Here is a 22,830-nt window from a genome sequence, read left to right on the forward strand (position 1 = left end):
TGCTGCTCCTGTTCGGTCTGGCATGCGCTCTGCTGGAGTGCTGGTCACGACCGGGCCAGCTCCTCGACGAACCCGCGGACCGTGCGGGGCTCGCGCCCCAGGGCCGCGGTCAGGACGAGTGCGTTTCCGCCGTGGAAGCCGTGCCGGTCGTAGTGCTGGTTCATCACCTTCAGCCCGTCGCGCACCGGCCCGGCCGGCAGGTTCGCCGCGTCGGCCCAGGCGTCGAAGTCCGGGCTCTCGGCGGTGACCTCGGTGCCGAGCACGTCGCCCATGAGGCGGGCGAGGTCCTCGCGGCTGTGGGTGCCCGGCGACGACAGCTCGAACGTGCCGCCGGAGAACCGGTCGCCGACCAGCGACTCGGCGGCCACCTCGGCGACGTCGCGGTAGTCCACGTACGCCATCCGCGCGTCGGCCGAGTAGGGCATGGCGATCGTCCCGGTGCGCCGAGCCGACTGCCACAGCCCGGTGAGCTGCTGCATGAAGATCGCCGGCTGCAGGACGGTGAAGTCCAGCCCGGAGTCGTAGAGGGCGGCTTCGGCGGGCTGTTTGCCGCGGTGGTTCGACAGTGCGCTCGTCGTCGGGTGGTAGACACCCGAGAACACGAATTTCCGTACTCCGGCGCGGACCGCCGCCTCGACCATCGTGGTGCCGATCCGCGCCTCGTCCTCGGCGAAGGCGGGAATGATCCCGAAAACGCCGTCGACCCCCTCGCACGCCCGGGTGAGCGCCGCCAGGTCGGTGAGGTCGGCCACCACGGTCTCGGCCGCCCCGTTGTGCCTCGCCTGCCCGGCCCGGCTCTCGTCGTGCACCAGCCCGCGCACCCGGACACCCCGTCGGACCAGCTCCGGCACCACCATTCCGGCGCTGGCGCCGGCCGCGCCCACTGCCAGGACCTTCATTCGGACCTCCCGTCACCACGAGCCGGCACCCGCGGCCCTGCGTACTCGGCAGGTGACCCCGGGTCCCCACGCACACCGTCGTCCACACACCGGGAACGCGGCCGGAATCGAACCGGGAAGGGCCTCACCGGTTGTGCCGGTATCGGGGCGCTTTGCCGGACCGCCTCATGAACGAGGAACCGGCGGGTAAGCGAATTCGCAGAACGGCGTGAGCGCCTGTGACGAGATGACAAGGACGCCTACGGAAAGAGCTCTATGGTCACCCCGCTGAAGAATCGGGCCTCGGACGAACAGGAACCCGGGGCGCCCCTGCGACACCGCCTCACCTGGGACACCGCGGACAGCCCGATCGCCGACGCCCGGGTCGCCGTACGCGCCCTGCTGGCCCGGGCCGGTCACCACCCGGACCACCGGCCGAGCCAGGACGCCCAGCTCGTCGTCAGTGAGCTGGTCACCAACGCGGTGCGCCACGCACCCGGACCCGGCGGTCTGTCCCTGGAGGTGTCGCCCGACGCCGGCCTGCTGCGCATCGCCGTGAGCGACGGTTCGCACCGGCCGCCCGTACTGCCCACCTACGATCCCGGCCGTGTCGGCGGCCACGGCCTGCACCTGGTCACCCGCCTGTGCGGGCGCCTGATCACGCGGGAACAGGAGACCGGCAAGCTGGTCGTCGCCCACCTGCGGCTGCGCGATCCCACCGGCCACTAGGCCGGCACTCCGGTTGCGTACCGCGCCGGACCGCTCACTCGGTGGTGTGAACTTCTCCCGGTGTGCCGATAGTTGCCCGCCGAGCTGGGGTTTCGGGGTGCTGTGCCCGCCCTAGACTCCGGCCCCATGTCGCTCTGGCTGCTCAACCACTTCAGCACCTTCACGCTGGCCGTCGTCACCGTCGGCGGCACCGTTGCGCTGGCCGTCGCCGGCAGTGTGCTGCTGCGGCGCAGGTATCCGTCGCTGGCCGGCGGGGAGCACAACGACATGGTCGGTGTGACGCTCGGGATGTTCGGCGCCATCTACGGGATCATCCTCGCGTTCGTGATCGTCACGCTGTGGACGCAGCTGGAGGACACCCAGACCATCGTCGCCGCCGAGGCCACCGACGCGGCGCTCATCACCCGCGACGCGGCCGCGTTCCCGGCGGCGGTGCGGGCCCGGCTCGACTCGGCCGTGAGCGGCTACGTCCACGCGGTCGTCGAGGACCAGTGGCCGCGGATGCGCGCCGGGCACCCCAGCTACGGGGCCACGGAGACCCACCTCCAGGCCGCCTTCCGCGCGTTGCAGACGTACGACCCGAAAGGCGAGCAGGAGCAGGTCTTCTACGAGCAGACCGTCAGCCATCTCGACGACGTCGCCTCCCAGCGGCGCGCCCGCATCACCATGGCCCGCCAGGAACTTCCCCCGCTGCTCCAGGCCCTGGCCGTCGGGGGCGCACTGGTCCTGGTCCCGCTCACGTTCCTGTTCGGCATGCGCAAACTGAGGGTCCAGATCCTCTTCGTCGCCTCGGTCGCCGGGCTCGTCGGCTTCAGTCTGCTCCTCGTCTTCGTCCTGGACCGCCCCTTCTCCGGTGACCTCAGCGTCAGTCCGGCCCCGTACCGCGAAGGGGCCCTGGCCCAGTACTGGCAGCCGACGCAGCGCTGACCCCGGCCGGCGACGTTCGGGGTCCCGCCCGACGAGCCGGAGCGGGGGCCGCGGCATAGGCTGATCGGGGGGGTGCGTTCGGGTGACTCGCACACCGGAAGGGGCGCCCCGATGGACGACTACCCGCTGATCGAGAACCACGGGCTGATCGGCGACCTGCAGACCGCGGCGCTGGTCACCACCGACGGGGCCGTCGACTGGTTCTGCTCCCCGCGGTTCGACTCGCCGAGTGTGTTCGGGGCGCTCCTCGACAAGGACAAGGGCGGCCACTGCACGGTCCGGCCGGCGCACCCGACCTGCTCGACCAAGCAGTTGTACCTGCCCGACACGGCGATCCTGGTCACCCGGTTCATGACCGAGGCGGGCGCCGGCGAGGTGGTCGACTTCATGCCCGTGACCGGTACGACGGCCACGGACCGGCACCGGCTGGTGCGTCTGGTCCGCTGTGTCCGCGGCACCATGACCTTCGACGTGGAGATCGCCCCGCGGTTCGACTACGGGCTCATGAAGCACCAGTTGCACATCACCCCGCACGGAGCCGTCTTCGCCGCGGAGGACGGCACGGAACTGATCGTGCACCCCATCCGGGAGCCCGAGGACCAGCGGCTCGCGGACGTCATGACGGACCAGGACGCCGACCTGCGGGTCTCGCTCACGCTGGCCGCCGGTGAGGAGCGCGGGCTGATCCTGGAGACGGGCGCCGAGGGCCCGCCCAGGGAGATCAGGCGGGCCGAACACGAACAGCTCTTCCACGAGACGGCGGTGTTCTGGCGGACCTGGCTGGCGCGGTCCACCTACACCGGCCGCTGGCGGGAGGTGGTGGAGCGGTCCGCGATCACGCTGAAGCTCATGACCTTCGCCCCGAGCGGCGCGGTGGTGGCCGCTCCCACGGCGGCGCTCCCGGAGCAGTTGGGCGGCGAGCGCAACTGGGACTACCGCTTCACCTGGATCCGGGACGCCTCCTTCTCCGTGTACGCCCTGCTGGGACTGGGTTTCACGGAGGAGGCCAGGGCGTTCATCATCTGGCTGGGCGACCGGGTCAAGGAGGGAGCCGGCGGCGACCTGACCACGGGCCCGCTCAACATCATGTACAAGGTCGACGGCTCCTCCGACCTGGACGAGCGGATCCTCGACCACTGGGAGGGCTACGCCGGTTCGGCGCCGGTCCGCATCGGCAACGGCGCCGCCAACCAGCTCCAGCTGGACATCTACGGCGAGGCCCTGGACAGCATCTACTTCGCGCACCGGCACGGCTTCACGGTCGGGCACGGGGGCTGGACCTCGCTGCGGACGGACCTGGACTGGCTGGCCGACCACTGGGACCAGGCGGAGGAGGGGATCTGGGAGACCCGCGGCGGCCGCCAGGACTTCACGTACGGCCGGGTGATGTCGTGGGTGGCGTTCGACCGCGCGCTGCGCCTCGCCGAGTCGAAGGGGTGGCCGTCGGCGGCCGACCGATGGAAGGCCGAACGGGACGCCGTCTACGAACAGGTCATGGCCAGGGGCTGGAGCGAGGACCGGCGGGCCTTCGTCCAGCACTACGGCAGCGAGGTCCTGGACTCCTCGCTGCTGCGCATGGCGACGGTCGGGTTCCTCACCCCCGGGGACCCGATGTGGTCGACCACCCTGGACGCCATGGAGGACGAACTGGTCAGCGACAGCCTGGTCTACCGGTACGACCCCGACGCCTCGCCCGACGGCCTGCGCGGTTCGGAGGGCACCTTCTCGCTGTGCACGTTCATGTACGTCGACGCCCTGGCGCGGGCGGGGCGGACCGACCGGGCGCGGCTGGTGTTCGAGAAGATGATGGGGTACGCCAACCATCTGGGCCTGTACAGCGAGGAGATCGACCCGACGGGACGTCAGCTGGGCAACTTCCCGCAGGCGTTCACCCACCTCGCCCTCATCGACTCGGCCCTCACCCTGGACCAGGCGCTCGACAGCCGGCGGTCGGGGCTCGTCCGGCACGGGTAGCTCCGCCGGCAGAGCCGGGACTGGTCTGGGCGTCTGTCGTCCGCGGCGCCGTTGTGTGCAGACCTGTCAGCCGCCGGTGGCGAAGCCCGGGAAGAGGGTCATGCCGCCGTCGACGTACAGGGTGGTGCCGACGACGTAGTCCATGAGGTCGGAGGCGAGGGCGACGGCCGCGTGGCCGATGTCCTCGGGGTCGCCGATGCGGTCGTAGGGGATGAGGCGCATCAGGTCCTGCCGGGCCTGGGGCGTCTCCCAGGCGCTGCGGTTGATGGGGGTCCTGATGGCCCCGGGGGCGATCGCGTTCACCCGGATCTTCTTCGGCGCGAGTTCCTGGGCGAGCGTCTCCATCATCATCTGCACGCCGCCCTTGGAGGAGGCGTAGTTGACGTGGCCGGCCCACGGGATGACCTGGTGCACCGAGCTCATGCAGATGATCTTCCCGGCCGCGCGCGACACCTCGGGTACGACACCTCGGCGCAGGAACTCCTTGGTGGCCTCGCGGGCGCACAGGAACTGCCCGGTGAGGTTGACGTCCAGAACCTTCTGCCACTGGGCGAGGGTCATCTCGGTGACGGGGGCGTCCCGCTGGAGGCCCGCGTTGGCGACCAGGATGTCGATCGTGCCGAACTCCCGGACCATCCGGTCCGTCATGGCGACGACCTGCTGTTCGTCGGAGACGTCCGCCTCGTAGGCGGCGGCCCGGACCCCGAGGCCGGTGATCTCCTCGACCACCTCCTCGGCCTCCTCGCGGCCGGCCACGTAGTTGACGACGACGTCGGCCCCGGCGCGACCCAGGGCCACGGCCGTCGCCCTGCCGATGCCGGAGTTCGCGCCGGTCACCAGGGCCTTCTGCCCACGCAGCAGATGACCGGGGATCACGCCCTTGGACGCCCCGGACGCGGACGTCCCCTCGGTGGAACTCACGATGTCCCGCTCCTCCACTGCGTGCCCGCCTGCGCCGGGCCCGTCGCCCGGAGATCCGGATCTCAGCCAAGCACCGGGGCGGGGCGGCGGCATGCCGTGACGGACCGCGTTGCGCCGCGCGGTGCAGGATCTTCGCCCGGCCGGCCCCCGGACACCCGGCTTACCGGAGTGCGGGCGATGTGCCCGCGGAATACGCTGATCGGGTGAAATAGCGGGATTGCAGGCGGTCTCGGTGACGCCGGTCGCCTTCGCGCGACGGCCGATCTTTCTCGCCTTGCTCTCGCGTTCTCTCGCGAACACCGAATTCTTCCTGTGGAGGCCGGGATGCGAGTAGTCGTCGATCTTTCCCGATGCGAAGGGTACGCACAGTGCGCGTTCCTGGCCCCGGACGCGTTCCGGATGCACGGCGAGGAAGCGCTGATGTACGACCCGGAGCCCGATGACGCCCAGCGCGACCGGGTGCTGCGGGCCGCGGCGGCCTGCCCGGTCCAGGCGATCCTCGTCGACCGGCTGGAGGGCCGGGCGGAGCGGCGGGACGCACCGTTGGAGGCGTCGAGGCCATGACCAGCGCCGACAACCTGCGAGCGTTCAAGCGCGACGGCCGCATCGTGATCGTCGGTGCGTCACTGGCGGGGCTGCGGGCCGCGGAGTCCCTGCGGGCGGAGGGTTTCACCGGATCGCTGACGATGATCGGCGACGAACTGGGCGAGCCCTACGACCGTCCTCCCTTGTCCAAGCAGGTCCTGACCGGGTGGGTGCCGGCCGACGGCACCCGGCTGCCGCGGCGGCGGGACATCGACGCGGAGTGGCTGCTGGGGGTGCCCGCGAGCGGTCTCGACCTGGCCACCGACCACGTGCGTCTCGCCGACGGGCGGGAGGTCCCCTTCGACCGGGTGCTGATCGCCACCGGGGTACGGGCCCGGCCGTGGTTCGTCGAGTCGGAGGCGGCGCTGGACGGGGTGTTCGTCGTCCGGACCCGTGAGCACGCCGAAGGGCTGCAGCGGGCCCTGGCCGCCGGGCCGTCCCGGGTGCTGGTCATCGGGGCGGGGTTCACCGGTTCCGAGATCGCGTCCGTCTGCCGGGAGCGGGACATCCCGGTGACCGTCGCCGAACTCGCGCCGTACCCGCTGGTCGGGGGGCTGGGCGCGATGATCGGCGAGGTGGCGGCCGACATGCAGCGCGCCCACGGTGTCGACCTGCGGTGCGGTGTCAAGGTCACGCAGTTGGAGGGGGACGCGCAGGGGCGGCTGCGCCGGGCCCACTTCGACGACGGCAGCACCGTCGACGCCGACGTGGCGGTGGTCGCGCTCGGCGGCATCCGCAACACCGAGTGGCTGCGGGGCTCCGGACTGGCGTCGGGCGTCTGGGGCGTCGCCTGCGACACGGGCTGCCGCGCCATGGACCTCAACGGGCTGATCACCGACGACGTCTTCGTGGCCGGGGACGTGGCGCGCTGCCCGAACCCGGTCTACGAGTACCGGCTCATCTCGCTGGAGCACTGGGCCAACGCCGTGGAGCAGGCCGAGGTCGCCGCCCACAACATGGTCAACGGCCAGGCGGAGCGCTGGCCCCACCTGTCCATCCCGCGGTTCTGGTCGATCCAGTTCGGCGTCAACATCAAGTCCGTCGGCGTGCCGACCTTCGCCGACGAGGTGGTGGTCACCCAGGGGTCGGTGTCCGACCACCGCTTCGTCGCCGCGTACGGCTACCAGGGCCGGGTCACCGCGGCGGTGACCTTCAACAACGCGAAGTGGCTGGACCACTACCGGCGTCTCATCGAGACGGCCGCGCCCTTCCCGCCGCCCTGCCCCACGCCCGACCAGCCCGTCGACACCAAACCGGTGCCCGTCGACTTCCCCGGCCCCACCCTGCTCGCCCAGGGCGCCACCGTGGTCGTCACCGGACACGACCCGGGCGAACGCCGCGTCACGGCCGCGCACCAGCACTGCCGGTAGGACGAGGAAAGGACAGCGAGATGACCACGACCGAGGCGCCCGACACGCTGCGCCGGATCCTCGACTACGCCTCCCGCGCCGACCCCTACCCCCTCTACGCCGAGTTGCGCGAGACGCCGGTGGCCCGGCAGGACGACGGCAGCTACGTCATCAGCACGTACCGCGAGCTGGCGGACATCCTGCACGACCCGCACCTCAGCTCCGACGTCCGCAACCTGGCGCATCCGATGCCCTCGGCCGAGGGCACCACCACGCCGGCCTTCATCAACATGGACCCGCCCGAGCACGACCGGCTGCGCCGGATGGCGATGCGCCACTTCGGGCCCCCGCACACCCCGGGACTGGTGACCGGCCTGGAACCCGCCCTGGCCGACACCGTCGGCGGGCTGCTCGACGGCGTCGCGGACAGGGAGCGGATCGACGTCGTCGACGACCTCGCCTACCCGTTCCCCGTCACGGTGATCTGCCACCTGCTCGGCGTGCCCCGCGAGGACGAACCGCGGTTCCGGGTCTGGGTCAACGACATCATCAACGCGATCGACTACGACGCCAGGACCGACCCGCAGGAGAAACTCGACGACGGCGTGCGGGCCCGCCAGGATCTGCGTCAGTACCTCGGCGGACTGGTGGAGCAGCGCCACGGCCACCCCAGCGACGACCTGCTGTCACGGCTGGCCAACGACGACGGGCCGGACGGGCGGATGACCGACGAGGAGATCATCAGCACCGCCAACCTGCTGCTGATCGCCGGCCACGAGACCACCGTCAACCTCATCGCCAACGGCACGCTGACCCTGCTGCGCCACCCCCACGTGCTGCAACGGCTGCGCGACGAACCGGACCTGATCGTGCCGCTGGTCGAGGAACTCCTGCGCTACGAACCGCCCGTGCACATCATCCCCTGGCGGGCCGCGTACAGCGACATCACCGTCGCCGGCACCGTCATCCCCCAGGGCTCGCAGATCATGCTGATGCTGGCCGCGGGCAGCCGCGACCCGAACCGCTTCCACGACCCGGACCGCTTCGACCCCGACCGGCACGACAACCAGCACCTCGGCTTCGGCAGCGGCATCCACCTCTGCTTCGGCGGCCCACTGGCCCGCCGCGAGGCGCAGATCGCCCTCACCGAACTGGTACGGCGCCTCGACGCCCCCACCCTGGTCGCCGACCCGCCCCCGTACCGGCGCAGCCCCGTACTGCGCGGACCGATCCATCTGCAGGTCGAGTTGAACGGTGGTCAGCGCTCGCACACCCCCGGGTGAACCAGCCGCTACCGGCTCCCCTCACCTTCCCGTGCGTCCGGGCTCCGGCTGGGTGCCGATGCGGTACCCGGCGCCGGGGACGGTGGCGATGATCCAGGGTTCGCCGAGGCGCTTGCGCAGGGCCGAGACGGTGATGCGTACGGCGTTGGTGAACGGGTCGGCGTTCGCGTCCCAGGCGCGTTCGAGGAGTTCCTCGGCGCTGACGACGCCGCCCTCGGCGCCGACGAGGACTTCGAGGACGGCGAACTGTTTCCGGGTCAGCGCGACGTACCGGCCGTCCCGGTAGACCTCCCGGCGGAACGGGTCGAGGCGCAGCCCGGCGATCTCCCGTACGGGGGGCCTGCTGTGGGCGCGTCTGCGGTCGAGGGCCCGCAGCCTGAGGGCGAGTTCCTGCAGCTCGAAGGGTTTCGTGAGGTAGTCGTCGGCGCCGAGTTCGAAGCCGGACGCCTTGTCGTCGAGGCGGTCGGCCGCGGTGAGCATGAGGATCGGCATCCCGCTGCCGGAGGCGACGATGCGCCGGGCGATCTCGTCCCCCGACGGCCCGGGGATGTCGCGGTCGAGGACGGCGATGTCGTAGCCGTTGACGCTCAGCAGTTCCAGCGCGGTGGCACCGTCCCCCGCGATGTCCGCGGCGATCGCCTCCAGGCGCAGGCCGTCGCGGATGGCCTCCGCCAGATAGGGCTCGTCCTCGACGATCAGCACACGCATGCCGTCGAGGCTACGGGCCCGCGCCTATGGCCGGCGTATCGGAATCCGCATCACCGGTGGACGGCTGCCTGGCCGATCGGATCGTCATTTCGATTTCCCCGTCACCTGGTCGAACAGCTCCGGTATGACCGCGCCGCTCCGGGGAACCCGGAAATCCGACAGAGGCTGTGGAACGCGCTAGGAGGTACGGTCATGATCGCACTCGGTGTCATCCTGCTCATCGTCGGATTCCTCACGGGCATATCCATCCTGTGGACGCTGGGCATCATCCTGCTCGTCGTCGGGGCCGTCTTCTGGATCCTGGGATCCACGGGACACGCGGTCGCCGGCCGACGTCACTATTGGTGACGGAGCGGTGCTCCGCCACCGGGGCCGTCAGGAGGTGAGGACGGAGACGCCGTCTCCGAGCAGCTTCAGCCCGAGGACGAAGAACAGGACCGCCATCACGGCGACGTTGTGCTGAGCCGCCCAGTCCTTCCAGTCGCCGAGGGTGGTCCTGGCGCGTTCGCCACCGAGCAGGAAAACCCCCAGTGGGGCCAGCAGACCGAGGGTGGCGACCACCACGAAGACCGCCAGGGCCCCGATCTGCTGCCCCACCGGCAGCCCGGCCGAGCCGATCGCGGCCCCGGCGGCGATCGTCAGCGGGGCGTTCTTCGCGTTGAGCGCGGCCAGAGCCACCCCCAGCGCGAAGATCCTGACCGGCGTGAGGCGGTCGATCGCGCTCATCCACTTCGGCAGCCGGGCCTCCGCGGGATCCCTCGGACGCCGGTGCCACAGCCGGGCGCCGAAGACCACGAGGAACAGGCCAAGGGCGAGCTTGAGAGCTCCCACCCAGGTGGCCGGGTGCTTGTGGGCCGAGGCGTGCGCGGGGGAGGCGATCGCCAGCATCACCGCGCCCAGCACCGCGAGCCCCAGGATCCAGCCGACGGTGAACAGGACGCCGTTGAGGCGTCCCCGAGGGGTGGCGAGGATCAGGATCACCGCGATGATCGGGAGCGGGCTGACCGCGACCGCGGCCGCGAAACCCAGCACATCACCGAGAACCGCACCCATGGCCGCCTCCGGCGTACTCGGCACACCTGGCGTTCTCATCCTCCTGCGCCCGGCCGGATCTGTCCTCGGGAGGATCTTCCCGGCGGCCGGTCCCGGCCCCTGCTCAGCTGCGGAAGCCGTCGCAGAGGTCGAGGATCCGGGTGAACGGCCTGCGCAGCACCACGGCCGGCGGTTCCCTGTCGCTCTCGGCGTACCGGGCCAGCGCGGCGCGGGCGGCCTCCGTGTCGGCGCCCGGATGCCGCCCCGCGAGGACCGCCTCCAGGGCGTGCCCGGTGGCCTCGGCGACCGGGAGCAGTGCGGTCCGGGCCCGGGCGAGCGCCGGGGACGGGCCGTCGCGCACGCTCAGGAACTCGGCCTCGGCGGCCAGGGAGAGGAGCTGGGGCACCGCCTGGACGGCCAGGTCGATCCGGCCGCACAGTTCGGTCACCTCGGCGCGGTGGCGGCGGTGCAGCGGATTGAACCGCAGGGCCTTCTCCGCCTCCCGCGCCCGCGCCCCGTAGCCGCGCAGCCGGTCCGCCGTCGCCTGCGTCGCCACCCGGTTGGCGCGTGCCGCGTCCGGGGACCCGATCGCGCGCGCGGTGCGCACGAGGCCCTCCGTGAGACCGTCCGCGCACCCGCGGGCCAGCGCCGCCGCCTCCCTGCGGGGGTTGGGCGGCCAGAGCAGCGGGGCGAGGACGGCGGTGACGGCACCCCCGAGCGCGTTCTCCCACAGCCGGGCGAAGCCGTACGACTCCGGCGAGGGGTTGGCGAAGACCAGCAGTGAGGTCACCGCGACCTGCACGTTCAGGGCCGTCCCCGAACTGACGACGGTCCCGCCGAGCAGGGCCAGCCCGATCACGACGGCGAGGACGAGCGTGCTCGGCCGGAAGAGGCTGACCACGGTGACGCCGATGGCCACGCCGGCCAGCACGCCGAGGATCCTCAGCAGCAGTGCCGCCAGGGAGGTGGCGGAGTCACCGCGCAGGCACAGCAGCGGGACGATGGCCGCGAACACCGGCGGCTGGTCGGCACCGGCCCACAGCGCCGTCTGCCAGCAGAGCACCGCGATCACCAGGATCCGGGCCGCCGACGGCCCCTGCACCCGGAGCCTGCGGCCCACCCGCGCCGCCGGCGAAACGCCCGTCACGCGCCCACTTTAGGCACACATCACGATCTGTCGCGCGGCGGTGACAACCGGTGGCGCCGAGCCGGCCGGCGCACCCGCAGAGCGGGTCCCGCGGGCCCGCAAGGAGGCACCGGAGGACGAGCCGTTCCTGGCGGCCCGGATCGGCTGGTGGGCGGCTCCGCGGTCCGTCCCCGCTACCCGCGGCGGCGGACCGCCGCGGCCTGGGGCAGGTTGCCGGTGCCGCCCAGGACGACGACCTGGAAGGCGGCGCGGAGATAGGCGGTCACGAAGCGGGAGATCCTGCGGGTGCGGTGCATGGCGGGTCACCTTCCTGCCGGGAGAGGGACGGTCCGAGGGCTGGGGCTGCGAACGGGGGCCCGGGCGTCACCAGTTGACGGCGTCGTCCATCGACTGCTGCCAGTACGTGACCTTGAGCGAGTCGTCGACGTAGACGCCCTTCGCGGGCAGCGGCGGGTGGGCGCCCGTGCCGACGCTCTCGTTGCCGGAGCGGCCGTGGAAGTAGACGTACAGGGAGTCCGCGGTGTGGCCGTTCGTGCCGCTGCCGTCGGTGGCGGACAGGTTCACCGAGGCGTACCCGGACTCGCCCGGTGCGAGCGTGACGACGGCCTGCGGCTTCGAGTCCTCGATCACCGGCGGGACGGACTGGGCCTCGCCGAAGCGGACGGCCGGGTAGGCGTAGAGGTAGCAGGTCCTGCTGCCGGTGTTGGTCACCGTGAGGAGCATGTGGTTCACGGGGCGGGTCAGCGGGGCCGCGACCGTCCTGGTGTTGGACCCCTCGCAGGTGACCGGCTTGGCGGCCTGGGCGGGCGCCTTCGACGCGGCGGTGCCCCCGGTGGACTTCCGCGAGCCGGTGGTGGCCTTGGCCGCCGGGGCGGAGGCGGCGGAGGTGGTCGAGCCGGCGGCGGAGGACGGCGTGGGGGAGGAGGCGTGTGCGGTCGTCGGCGTGGCGGCGGCGACGCTCTCGGCGTGGACGCCCGTGCCGTCGCTGCACGCGGTCAGGGACAGCGCGGCGAGGACGACGGTGGTGGCGGCGCCGGCGAGACGGGTGCGGGAGGTGCGGAGGCTGGACATGTGGACGTGCCCCTTCGGTGTTCGGGTGGCGGTGGTGATTGGATGACCGAAGCCTGCGAGGCGATCCGTCCCAACCGCCAGGCACGGCGGGCAGTTGGGGACACTGGAACGCGGAAACGGGCTCCGACCAGGGCGAACATCGCAACCCTGGAACGCGGGACTGGGACGCGAGGGGATGGGGGAACGGGTGTCAGGGGCGACAGGGGCCGACGCGACGGAGGCGTTCGCGCTGCTGCTGCGGGAGCTCAAGGACCGTTCTGGGCTCAGTTACGGGGTGCTGGCCAAGCGGCTGCACATGAGCACGTCGACGCTGCACCGCTACTGCAACGGCACGGCGGTGCCCGTCGAGTACGCGCCGGTGGAGCGCCTGGCCCGGGTCTGCCGGGCGACGCCCGAGGAGCTGGTGGAGCTGCACCGGCGCTGGATCCTGGCGGACGCGGCGCGCGGGAGCAGGACGGACCAGGCCACGGCGACGGCCGTCGCGCCGCGGAAGGGCGATGCCGACGCGTCGTCCGGACCCGGCGATGCCGGTGAGCCGGTGGTCACCGGCTCCGACGCGCCACCCGGCGCCGACGGCAGCGGCGAGCCGGTCGTCGTCGACCTGCCGCACGGGTCCGCGGCGCCGCGCCGGCGCCGTACCGCGCTGATCGCCTCCGTCGCGGCGGCCGCCGTGCTGGGGGCGGTCGTGTTCGCCGTGCATCCGTCGCTCGGTGGCGGGCGCGGCGGCACGGGCGACGAGCAGGCGGCCGGGAACGCCACCGCAGTCGGCGGCACGCCGCACACCGGGAAGGCGTCTCCTTCCCCGTCCCCGAGCGGGACCGGACGCAAGCCCTCCGCCTCGTCCTCCGCGACCCCCACCGAGTCCGCGGGGACCGGGAACGGCGGCTCGGCGGACGACGGCAAGCAGGGCGGCGGGGCCCAGGGCGCCGACGGCACCACCACCGGCACCGCCGTACCGCTCACCGTCAACACGCGCCCGTACGTCTACGACGACCCGTGCAGCCAGCACTTCCTCGTCGACAGCGAGCCCGCGCAGGTCGGCCCGCCGGCGAGCGAGCAGGACGCCCCGCGCTGGGCCGCGGCGTACGGAGCGGTGTCCTCGGGCGAACAGGAGGTCGCCCTCACCGTCCAGGGCACCGGCGCGCAGACCGTCGTCCTGGAGGCGCTGCACGTGCGCGTGCTCAGCAAGGACGCGCCGCTCGCCTGGAACGACTACTCGATGGGCGTCGGCTGCGGCGGTGGCGTCGGGACCAAGTCGTTCGACATCGACCTCGACAACGGCAGCCCGAGGGTCACCGCCGAGAACGGCCAGCGCGACTTCCCGTACAAGGTCAGCGAGTCCGACCCGGAGGTCTTCTACGTCTTCGCCCGCACCAAGGCCCACGACGTCCGCTGGGACCTGACCCTGGACTGGTCCAGCGGCAGCCGCCGCGGCACCGTCCACGTCGACAACGCCGGCACCGCCTTCCGCACCAGCGGTGACGCCGGGCGCCCGGGTTACGACTACCCGCTGGGCGGCGGCGAGTGGATCCCGCGGGAAGGGGGCTGACGGCGCACGGCGCCGTGGGCCCACGTGTCGTAGCCGCCCCGGTGCGCAGTGCGCCGATGCCGGGAACCGATGCGGTCCGGGGGGTGATGGACTCGCACCCGCGTGGTGTTATATGAGCCGTATGCACCATATGCTCCGGCAGGTGCGGTCCTGGTACGGGATACGCGGCGTTGCCGGTCAGATGTTCCTCATGCAGGTCGGGGTCGTCCTGGTTCTGGTGGCGACGGCGGTCGCCGCCCTTCTGTTGCAGTCGCGGACCGACGCCGACCGGGACGCACGGAACCACACGCAGGCCGTGGCCGCCTCCGTCGCCGCGGACCCCACCGTGCGGCAGGCGCTGGCCGGGGGCCGTCCGACCGCCGCGCTCCAGCAGCTGGCCGAGGAGACCCGCCGGCACGCGCACGTGGACTTCGTCGTCGTGATGAGTCCCGCGGGCATCCGCTACACCCATCCGAACCCCGGCGAGGTCGGCCGCCGCTACATCGGCAGCATCGGTGCGGCGCAGCGCGGCGGCACGGTCACCGAGACGACGACCGGGACGCTCGGCCCCTCCGTCCGGACCGTCGTCCCGGTGACCGCCGCCGACGGCAAGGTCGTCGGGCTGGTCTCCGCGGGCATCACCGTCCACCGGGTGAGTCTGGCGGCCGCCCGCCAGGTGCCGCTCGTCCTGACCGGCACGGTGCTGGCGCTCGCGGCCGCCACCACCGGCACGGCACTCGTCGGCCGGCGCCTGTGCCGCCAGACGCGCGGTCTGGGGCCGGTGCAGATCACGCGCATGTACGAGCATCAGGACGCCGTTCTGCACTCGGTGCGCGAAGGCGTCCTGATCGTCGACCGGAAACGCCGGCTGCTCCTGGCCAACGACGAGGCGCGGCGTCTGCTGGGGCTGGCGGCCGACGTGGACGGCCGGCCCGTCACGGAGCTGGGGATCGCCCCCAGGGCCGAAGAGCTCCTCGCGTCCGGCAGGGCGGCCACGGACGAGGTGATCGAGGTCGGCGACCGGCTGCTGGCCGTAAGCCAGCGCCCCACGGACGGGCCGCCCGGACCGGGCGGCTGGGTCGCCACCCTGCGGGACACCACCGAACTCGCCGCGCTGACGGGCCGGATCGAGGTGGTCCAGGAACGGCTCGCGCTGCTGTACGACGCCGGACTGCGCATCGGCACCACCCTCGACGTGACGCGCACCGCCGAGGAACTGGCTCAGTTCGCCGTGCCCGGACTCGCCGACTACGTCACCGTCGACCTGGCCGACACCGTGCTGAGCGGCGAGGAACCGGACCAGGCGGGCGTGGCGGGGCTGCGCCGGGTCGCCCTGCACGGCATCCGGCCGGACGTGCCGCTCCGCCCGCCCGGCGCGCTCATCCACTTCGACCCCTTCACCCCGCAGGACGAGGGCTTCGGTGCCGGGCGGATGGTGCTGGAGTCCGACATGGCGGCCTTCTCCGGCTGGCAGGCCCAGGACCCCGACCGGGCCCGCCGGCTGGTGGCCTACGGCATCCACTCGATGATCTCCGCCCCGCTGCGGGCCCGCGGCGTGCTCCTCGGCGTGGCGACCTTCTGGCGCTCCAAGGAGCCGACCCCCTTCACCGACGAGGACCTCTCGCTCGCCGAGGAGCTGGTCGCCCGGGCGGCCACCAGCATCGACAACGCGCGCCGCTTCACCCGGGAGCGCACCATGGCGGTCACGCTGCAGCGCAGCCTCCTGCCGCACGCCCTGCCGGAGCAGAACGCGGTCGACGCGGCGTACCGCTACCTGCCGGCGGGGGCCGGGCACGGCGGTGTCGGAGGCGACTGGTTCGACGTGATCCCGCTGCCCGGGGCGCGCGTCGCCCTCGTGGTCGGAGACGTCGTGGGGCACGGACTGCACGCCGCCGCCACCATGGGCCAGCTGCGCACCGCCGTGCACAACCTCTCCACGCTCGACCTGCCGCCCGACGAACTCCTCTGGCATCTCGACGAGTTGGTCAGCCGCATCGACCAGGACCGGGACGGCGGCGGCAACCGCACCCTCACGGGCGCCACCTGCCTGTACGCGATCTACGACCCGGTCTCCCGGATGTGCACCATGGCCAGGGCGGGGCACCTGGAACCGGTCGTCGTGCTCCCGGACGGCGACGCCCGCCTGCCCGGCATACCGGCCGGGCCGCCCCTGGGGCTGGGCGGTATGCCGTACGAGACGAGCGAGGTGCTGCTGCCCGAGGGCAGCGGCGTCGTGCTCTACACCGACGGCTTGATCGAGGACCGGCACGAGGACATCGACGAGGGCATCGAGCGCCTGCGCCGGGCCCTCGCGGTGCCGGGCCGCACGCCCGACCAGATGTGCCGGGCGGCCCTGGAGGCCATGCTGCCCGGGGCGTCCAAGGACGACGTGGCCCTGCTCGTCGCCCGCACCCGGGCGCTGGACGACCGGCACACCGCGTACTGGACCGTGCCGTCCGACCCCGCTGCCGTCGCCGGGATCCGGGCCGCGGCCACCGAGCTGCTGCGCGACTGGGGCCTGAAGGAGGAGGCGTTCACCCTGGAGCTGATCCTGAGCGAGCTGGTCACCAACGCCATCCGGCACGCGACGGGTCCCGTTGGGGTACGCCTGATCCACGACCGCTGCCTCATCTGCGAGGTCTTCGACGCCAGCAGCGTCTCCCCGCACCTGCGCCGGGCCACCACCATGGACGAGGGCGGCCGCGGCCTCTTCCTGGTGGCCCAGTTCGCCGACCGCTGGGGGACGCGTTACACCCCCGCCGGAAAGGTCATCTGGACCGAGCAGTGGCTCGGCCCGGAGCCGCCCGCGGACCGGTCCCGCGCGGAGCTCGCGGGGGTTCGCACCCGAGAGGGATTCCCCGCGGCCGACGTCCCGTGATCGGGCTCGGGGGCGGCGCGGTGGGCAGGCCCGGCCCGGAGTTCCCGGCATGCCGTGCGGCGCCCGGACCCCCGGAGGGCGTCAAGCCATGCTGGTGACCACTTTTCCCGCCTAGGCGCTCCGTTGGAATTGCGGCGATCCGCTGTCGGTCGTCTGCGGCGCCGTCGTGGCCGGCCGCGCAGTTCCCCGCGCCCCTTCGGGGTGCGTCGGCGCGGGGTCCCACCGGTTGACGGTGCGGACGTAGTGGAGGACCACGGAGGCCGTCGCCAGCACGAGCAGCGGTCCTGCCACCCAGCGGTGCGTGGCCATCTCCAGCGGCAGCCGGCGGTAGGCGACCAGGAGCGCGGCGAAGACCGCCGTTCCGTGGGCGACCAGCCTCAGGCCCGAGCGGTCCCAGTCGCGGTCGAACGTGCGCAGGGCCGCCTCGACCGTGAGCGCGAACACCACGCCGGCGAGGAGATCGGCGCCGTAGTGGTAACCGAAGCCCAGCGTCGCGGTGACCGTGGCGGCCAGCCAGAACGCGCCCGCCCAGCGCAGCGCCCGGGGGCCCCTGCGGGAGTGCACGAAGATCGCGGTCGCCCAGGCCGTGTGCAGGCTGGGCATGCAGTTGCGGGGGGTGAACCCGTCGTACGGCACGGGGTGCGGGGCGGTGATCCGCGGCACCGTCCGGGGCCACAGCTCGGCCACCGGCCAGTGCCCGCCGTGCGGGGGCCGCTCCGGCCAGAGGCTGACCGACGCCCAGTGGTCTGCGCCCGTGCCGTAGGCGAAGACCGGCCCGACCACCGGGAAGATCATGTAGACGGCCGGTCCGAGCAGGCCTATCAGCAGGAAGGTGCGGACCAGGTGGTGGCGCGGGAAACGGCGGTCGGCCGCCACACTGCGCAGCTGGTACAGCGCGACGGCGACCGCGGCCACGGCGAGCTGGCCGTAGACGATGTCGAGGAGGTTGAAGCCGACCGGGCCGGTGGCCGTGACGAGCCGGCCCACCTGCCACGACGGGTTGCCCAGGGCTTGGTCGGCGGTGGCCACGTACTGGTCGAGGACCGTCGGGCGGGTCTTCGAGGTGATGAGCAGCCAGGTGTCGCCGGTCTTGCGGCCGGTCACCAGGAGCAGGCCGAGACCGACGCCCTTCAGCAGCAGGACGCGCTCCGGGCCGGAGCGGCGGGTCACGGCGACCACCCCGCAGCCGAGCAGCACCCACAGGGCGCCGTTGCCGAACGGCTGGCCGTGCGTCACCCCGGTGCCGGTCGCCCACCGGACCGCCGCGAAGCCGAGGTCGATGCCCATCGCGGCGCCGAGGGCGGCGAACCGCTGCCGCCAGGTGAGCACCACCATGGTCAACGCCAGCCCGGCGTAGAGCAGGAACCCGGACTTGGGGGCGCATATCACCTCCCGGGCCTGGTTGGTGAGCGGACCGGGCAGACCGTAGTGGCGTGCGGATGCCTCCAGTGCGACGAGGAACGCGAGGGCCGTGGCAGCCGCCACGGCCCAGGGTCTCAGTGATATGTGTCTCAAGTTCCGGCCGATTGCTAGAGATTGAGGGAGGGTTGAGGTCCCGTTCGACGAGGGAAGACGGAAAGCCCGCTACCGGGGTTCCAGCCCTGCTCTCGACGGCTGGAAGGCTAATAGCGGGATAACGCAGGGTAAAGGGTTCGGCATCGTCGGTTCAACAGACTTGATCTGTGCATGACCTCTCCGGTGGGATGCGCGAAGACCACTCCGAGATCACTTGGTGAGACTCCGAACCACAGGGGGATCCATGCAGATAGCCCGTACCGGGCGGGGCGTCGCCGCTGCCACGTCCGTCGCCGCCCTCGCGGCCACGGCGCTCACGGCCGCCGCGCCCGCCGCCGCACCGCACACCCTCGCGGTGCCGGCCGTCGTCGGGCACACCCTGGCGCACCGTGTGAGCAGCCCGCTCTCCAGCGCGCAGTGCCAGGCCAAGTGGCAGATCAACTGCTACACCCCGCTCCAGTACCGCACCGCGTACGACCTGAACGCCCTGTACCGCAAGGGCGTCACGGGCAAGGGCCGCACCATCGTCATCGTCGACTCGTACGGCTCCCCGACCGTCCAGCACGACCTCGACGTCTACAGCAAGCAGTTCGGGCTGCCCAGCACCAAGGTGAAGGTCGTCAAGTGGGGGCACGTGCCCGCCTTCGACCCCAAGAACTCGGACATGACCGGCTGGGCCGGCGAGACCACCCTGGACGTCGAGATGGCGCACGCGGTGGCGCCCGCCGCGAAGATCGTCGTCGTCGAGACGGCCGTCTCCGAGACCGAGGGCACCACCGGTCTGCCGGAGATGATGGACGCCGAGAAGTACATGATCGACCACGGGGTCGGTGACGTCATCAGCCAGAGCTTCGGCGCCACCGAGAACACCTTCCCCGGCTTCGCCAAGGGCGACTTCTCCAGCATCAGGAAGCTGCGCTACGCCTTCCAGGACGCGAACCGCAAGCACGTCACCGTGCTCGCCGCCTCCGGTGACGGCGGCGCCACCGACCTCCAGGCGGACGGCAAGACGTACTACAAGAAGCGCGTCAACTCCTGGCCCTCCTCCGACCCGCTGGTCACCTCGGTGGGCGGCACCCAGCTCCACCTCGACGACAAGGGCAACCGCGTCAAGCCGGACAGCGTCTACAACGACTACGGCTCCGGCGGCGGCGGCCAGTCCCACGTGTTCACCCGCCCGTCCTTCCAGAACGGCGTGAAGAAGGTGGTCGGCACCCGCCGCGGCACCCCGGACATCTCGATGTCCGCCGCGGTCAACGGCGGCGCCTGGATCTACTCCAGCTTCGACCCGACCGCCACCGGCTGGGACGTCAGCGGCGGCACCAGCGAGGCCACCCCGCTCTTCGCGGGCATCGTCGCCCTCGCCGACCAGGCCGCCGGGCACCGCCTCGGCAACATCCAGAAGCGGCTCTACGACCTCTCCTCCTACCGTTCCAAGGGCACCGGCATCGTCGACGTCAACGACGGCACGGACAACAGCTACCAGGGCGTGACCGGTTACAAGGCCGTCAACGGCTACGACCTCGCCACCGGCGTCGGCACCGTGGACGCCCTGCGCTTCGTCCCGGCCCTCGTCAAGCAGAAGCCCTGACGGCGCCCCGCACCGCACGGAAACGGCCCGGGTCCCGTACCCGGGCCGTTTCCCGTTCCCGCCCCGGCCTCGTGACCGGGTGGGGAGGGCGGCGGGCGCGGAGGTGACGTGCCGGGGCGGGCGAAGGACGATGGAGGAGAGTGCGAGGACGACGCGGTGAGACCGGTCGGCTCGAAGGCCCACGGCCCGCTCGGCGTTCGCCCGGGGCCGTGGCGGACGGGCCGGCAGAACGGGCGGTGACCGGCATGCGTGATGCCACCCCGGGCGGCGGGAGCGGAGCCGTACCGCCGGATCCGTCCGGTCCGGCGGCCCCTGCAGACCCGGCGGCCCCGGCGGACCCGGCCACGGCGGTGGTCGACGACCGGGGCGTCGTGACGGGGTGGAGCGCGGGCGCCGAGCGGCTGTTGGGCTACCCCGTCCAGGAGGCCGTCGGCAGCCCCGTCAGCCGCCTGATCGCCTCGGACGGCCTCGCGGCCCCCGCCGGGAGCCCGGGGACGGCCCTGTTCCGGCACCGGGACGGCCGGACCCTGCCGCTGTGGGTGCGGGCGTATCCGTCGGTCGACGGCGCGGGCCGCGCCCAGCGGCTCCTCGTGGTGACGCCGCCGGAGTCACCGGCGCCGCCGCGGCCGGACGCGGTGACCGGCGACGAGGCGTTCGCCCAGTGCCGGGTGGTCCTCATGGTGTACGACTCCGCGCTGCGGGTCGTGCGGGCCAGCGCCGGTGCCGTGCGCGAACTGGGCCTGCGCGAGGAGCGCATGCTCGGCCGGCGCGTCACCGACATCCTGCCGCCGCACCTGTGCCACCGGGTCGAGGAGGGCATGGTCCGGGTGCTGACGACGGGCGAGCCCGAGGAGTTCCGCCTCCGGGGCCGGGTCCGGCCGGACGGCCCCGAGCGGGTCTGGTCCGTCACCGTCTCCCCGCTTCTCACCCCTGCGGGACGGGTCCGGCACGTGGAGGTCTCCGCGCTGGACGTCAGCGAGCAGTACCTGGCCAGGGAGCGGCTCGCGCTGCTCAACGACATCAGCGCCCGGGTGGGCAGCACCCTGGACGTGATGCGCACGGCGCAGGAGATGGCCGACGTCACGGTGGAGCGGCTCGCCGACTTCATCACCATCGACCTGCTCGACTCCCTGTACCGCGGTGTCGAGCCGAGACCGTCCGGGACCGGCCGGGTCCCGCTGCGGCGGGCGGCCCAGCAGTCCGTGCTGCCCGGTGTTCCCGAGGCGCTGACCGAGCCGGGGGAGGTGGACGACTACCCCGCGTCCGCACCCCCCGTCCGCTGCCTGGCCACCGGCAGGTCCTCGCTGCACAACGCCGGGGACGAGGCGATGCGCAACTGGGAGCTCGTCGACCCCGGGCGGTCGGGTGTGGTCCGCAGGTTCGGGATCCACTCGGTCATGGTCGTTCCGCTGCGCGCCCGCGGCATCACCCTCGGGGTGGCGGTCCTCGTCCGGCACCGGCGCGGGGAGCCCTTCACCCACGACGACCTGCTGCTGGCCGAGGAGATCGCCGCACGTGCCGCAGTGGCCGTGGACAACGCCCGCCGCTACACCCTCGAACGCAGCACCGCCCTGGCCCTGCAGCGCAGCCTGCTGCCCAGCCGGCTCTCGGCCCAGGACGCGGTCGAGGCGGCCCACCGCTACCTGCCGGCCCGCACCCGGGCGGGGCCGGGCGGCGACTGGTTCGACCTGATCCCGCTCTCCGGCGCCCGGGTCGCGCTGGTGGCCGGCGACGTGGTGGGCCACGGGCTGCGGGCCTCGGCCACCATGGGTCGGCTGCGGACCGCCGTGCGCACCCTGGCCGACGTGGACCTGCCCGCCGACGAGCTGCTCACCCACCTCGACGACCTGGTCACCCTCCTCGCGGCCGAGGAGGAGAGCACCGCGGAGCACGAACCCGACGTCGAGGCCTGCACCGACCTCATCGCCACCTGCCTGTACGTGGTCTACGACCCGGTCTCCCGCCGGTGCACGGCCGCCAGCGCGGGCCATCCGCCCCCTGTCGTCGTCGGCCCGGACGGCCCGGCGGACTTCCTCGACGTGCCGCCGGGACCGCCGCTGGGCGCGGGCGGGCTGCCCTTCGAGACCGCCGAGCGGGAACTGCCCGCGGGCAGCCTCCTCGCGCTCTACACCGACGGTCTGGTCCAGGGCGCCGCGCACGACCTGGCCGGCGGTCTGGCGCGGCTGCGCCGGGCCCTGGGCCGGGCCGCCGCCCGGCCGCTGGAGGAGCTGTGCGACGAACTGCTGCGGACACTGCTGCCGGCGCACCCCGAGGACGACGTCGCCCTGCTCGTCGCGCGCACCCGGGCCCTCGACGCCGACCGGGTCGCCACCTGGGACCTGCCCTCCGACCCGGCCCGGGTGGCCGACGCCCGCACCCAGGTGCTGGCCCGCCTGGAGGCCTGGCACCTGACGGAGGTGGCGTTCACGGCGGAGCTGGTGGTCAGCGAGCTCGTCACCAACGCCATCCGCTACGGGCAGCCGCCCGTCCAGCTCCGGCTGATCAGGGGCGTCGCGCTGATCTGCGAGGTCTCCGACGGCAGCGGCACCGCCCCGCACCTGCGCCGGGCCCGCACCTACGACGAGGGCGGCCGCGGCCTGCTGCTCGTCGCCCAGCTCGCAAAACGCTGGGGGACGCGTCACTACGTCGGCGGCAAGACCATCTGGGCCGAGATCGAACTCCCCGCGCCGGACGGATGACGGCGGAGACGGCGG

General features: G+C 72.8%; 19 protein-coding genes. 11 read left to right on the plus strand and 8 right to left on the minus strand.

Annotated elements, in window-relative coordinates:
• Positions 1-44: 44 nt before the first annotated feature.
• Positions 45-899, minus strand: a complete 855-nt coding sequence (locus ACFY0K_RS32615; protein ID WP_390642830.1) for an SDR family oxidoreductase — start codon at positions 897-899, stop codon at positions 45-47.
• Positions 900-1,154: 255 nt separating this feature from the next.
• Between ACFY0K_RS32615 and ACFY0K_RS32620 the strand changes: the two genes are divergently transcribed.
• The 3 genes from ACFY0K_RS32620 to ACFY0K_RS32630 all read left to right on the plus strand — a co-directional run bounded on the left by ACFY0K_RS32620 (position 1,155) and on the right by ACFY0K_RS32630 (position 4,508).
• On the plus strand, positions 1,155-1,607 hold the full coding sequence (locus tag ACFY0K_RS32620; protein WP_390642831.1) for an ATP-binding protein: 453 nt from the start codon (positions 1,155-1,157) through the stop codon (positions 1,605-1,607).
• Positions 1,608-1,733: 126 nt separating this feature from the next.
• The gene (locus tag ACFY0K_RS32625; protein ID WP_390642832.1) at positions 1,734-2,534 is read left to right on the plus strand and encodes a DUF4239 domain-containing protein; all 801 of its coding nucleotides are present in this window, start codon (positions 1,734-1,736) and stop codon (positions 2,532-2,534) included.
• A gap of 111 nt (positions 2,535-2,645) precedes the next feature.
• Positions 2,646-4,508: a glycoside hydrolase family 15 protein gene (locus tag ACFY0K_RS32630; protein ID WP_390642833.1), complete on the plus strand. Its 1,863-nt coding sequence runs from the start codon at positions 2,646-2,648 to the stop codon at positions 4,506-4,508.
• 66 nt (positions 4,509-4,574) lie between these two features.
• Here the strand turns inward: ACFY0K_RS32630 and ACFY0K_RS32635 are convergent, their stop codons facing one another.
• The gene (locus ACFY0K_RS32635; protein ID WP_351956906.1) at positions 4,575-5,369 is read right to left on the minus strand and encodes an SDR family oxidoreductase; all 795 of its coding nucleotides are present in this window, start codon (positions 5,367-5,369) and stop codon (positions 4,575-4,577) included.
• A 384-nt stretch (positions 5,370-5,753) separates the two neighbouring features.
• On the opposite strand from ACFY0K_RS32635, the gene ACFY0K_RS32640 reads away from it, so the two are divergent.
• Genes ACFY0K_RS32640 through ACFY0K_RS32650 form a run of 3 tightly spaced genes read left to right on the plus strand, consistent with a single transcriptional unit; the run spans position 5,754 to position 8,646 of the window.
• Positions 5,754-5,993, plus strand: coding sequence for a ferredoxin (locus tag ACFY0K_RS32640; RefSeq protein WP_390642834.1), 240 nt, complete (start codon positions 5,754-5,756; stop codon positions 5,991-5,993).
• The gene (locus ACFY0K_RS32645; protein ID WP_390642835.1) at positions 5,990-7,384 is read left to right on the plus strand and encodes an NAD(P)/FAD-dependent oxidoreductase; all 1,395 of its coding nucleotides are present in this window, start codon (positions 5,990-5,992) and stop codon (positions 7,382-7,384) included. The genes ACFY0K_RS32640 and ACFY0K_RS32645 overlap by 4 nt, the downstream gene beginning before the upstream one ends.
• Before the next feature lie 20 nt (positions 7,385-7,404).
• Complete coding sequence (locus tag ACFY0K_RS32650) at positions 7,405-8,646, plus strand: cytochrome P450 (RefSeq protein WP_390642836.1); 1,242 nt, start codon at positions 7,405-7,407, stop codon at positions 8,644-8,646.
• A gap of 21 nt (positions 8,647-8,667) precedes the next feature.
• On the opposite strand, the gene ACFY0K_RS32655 is transcribed toward ACFY0K_RS32650, so the two are convergent.
• Positions 8,668-9,354 carry a response regulator transcription factor gene (locus tag ACFY0K_RS32655; RefSeq protein ID WP_390642837.1) on the minus strand — a complete coding sequence of 229 codons (687 nt, stop codon included), beginning with the start codon at positions 9,352-9,354 and terminating at the stop codon, positions 8,668-8,670.
• Positions 9,355-9,546: 192 nt separating this feature from the next.
• Between ACFY0K_RS32655 and ACFY0K_RS32660 the strand changes: the two genes are divergently transcribed.
• Positions 9,547-9,702, plus strand: a complete 156-nt coding sequence (locus tag ACFY0K_RS32660) for a DUF6131 family protein (RefSeq protein WP_093500398.1) — start codon at positions 9,547-9,549, stop codon at positions 9,700-9,702.
• A 27-nt stretch (positions 9,703-9,729) separates the two neighbouring features.
• On the opposite strand, the gene ACFY0K_RS32665 is transcribed toward ACFY0K_RS32660, so the two are convergent.
• The 4 genes from ACFY0K_RS32665 to ACFY0K_RS32680 form a co-directional block, all read right to left on the minus strand.
• Positions 9,730-10,407 carry a GAP family protein gene (locus tag ACFY0K_RS32665; RefSeq protein ID WP_390642838.1) on the minus strand — a complete coding sequence of 226 codons (678 nt, stop codon included), beginning with the start codon at positions 10,405-10,407 and terminating at the stop codon, positions 9,730-9,732.
• Between the two features lie 103 nt (positions 10,408-10,510).
• On the minus strand, positions 10,511-11,533 hold the full coding sequence (locus ACFY0K_RS32670) for an aromatic acid exporter family protein (protein ID WP_390642839.1): 1,023 nt from the start codon (positions 11,531-11,533) through the stop codon (positions 10,511-10,513).
• Between the two features lie 173 nt (positions 11,534-11,706).
• A complete protein-coding gene (locus ACFY0K_RS32675) occupies positions 11,707-11,829 on the minus strand; it encodes a hypothetical protein (RefSeq protein WP_351956561.1) in 123 nt (40 codons plus the stop codon).
• 67 nt (positions 11,830-11,896) lie between these two features.
• Positions 11,897-12,604: a DUF4232 domain-containing protein gene (locus tag ACFY0K_RS32680; RefSeq protein WP_390642840.1), complete on the minus strand. Its 708-nt coding sequence runs from the start codon at positions 12,602-12,604 to the stop codon at positions 11,897-11,899.
• Positions 12,605-12,791: 187 nt separating this feature from the next.
• Between ACFY0K_RS32680 and ACFY0K_RS32685 the strand changes: the two genes are divergently transcribed.
• Together ACFY0K_RS32685 and ACFY0K_RS32690 are read left to right on the plus strand one after the other, a co-directional pair.
• Positions 12,792-14,153 carry a helix-turn-helix domain-containing protein gene (locus ACFY0K_RS32685; RefSeq protein ID WP_390642841.1) on the plus strand — a complete coding sequence of 454 codons (1,362 nt, stop codon included), beginning with the start codon at positions 12,792-12,794 and terminating at the stop codon, positions 14,151-14,153.
• A 121-nt stretch (positions 14,154-14,274) separates the two neighbouring features.
• Positions 14,275-17,010, plus strand: a complete 2,736-nt coding sequence (locus ACFY0K_RS32690) for a SpoIIE family protein phosphatase (RefSeq protein WP_390642842.1) — start codon at positions 14,275-14,277, stop codon at positions 17,008-17,010.
• Between the two features lie 111 nt (positions 17,011-17,121).
• Here ACFY0K_RS32690 and ACFY0K_RS32695 read toward each other — a convergent pair whose 3' ends face one another.
• Positions 17,122-18,495 (minus strand): phosphatase PAP2 family protein, encoded by a 1,374-nt coding sequence (locus tag ACFY0K_RS32695; protein WP_390642843.1) that lies wholly within the window; start codon positions 18,493-18,495, stop codon positions 17,122-17,124.
• A gap of 274 nt (positions 18,496-18,769) precedes the next feature.
• Here ACFY0K_RS32695 and ACFY0K_RS32700 point away from each other — a divergent pair, with 274 nt between their 5' ends.
• Both ACFY0K_RS32700 and ACFY0K_RS32705 read left to right on the plus strand, forming a co-directional pair.
• Positions 18,770-20,116 carry a S8 family serine peptidase gene (locus tag ACFY0K_RS32700; protein ID WP_390642844.1) on the plus strand — a complete coding sequence of 449 codons (1,347 nt, stop codon included), beginning with the start codon at positions 18,770-18,772 and terminating at the stop codon, positions 20,114-20,116.
• A gap of 245 nt (positions 20,117-20,361) precedes the next feature.
• Positions 20,362-22,815 (plus strand): SpoIIE family protein phosphatase, encoded by a 2,454-nt coding sequence (locus tag ACFY0K_RS32705; protein WP_390642845.1) that lies wholly within the window; start codon positions 20,362-20,364, stop codon positions 22,813-22,815.
• The last annotated feature ends 15 nt before the right edge of the window (positions 22,816-22,830 follow it).

Origin of the sequence: Streptomyces sp. NPDC001507 (genome assembly GCF_042894765.1) — a bacterium.
In the GTDB taxonomy this organism is placed as follows: Bacteria; Actinomycetota; Actinomycetes; order Streptomycetales; family Streptomycetaceae; genus Streptomyces.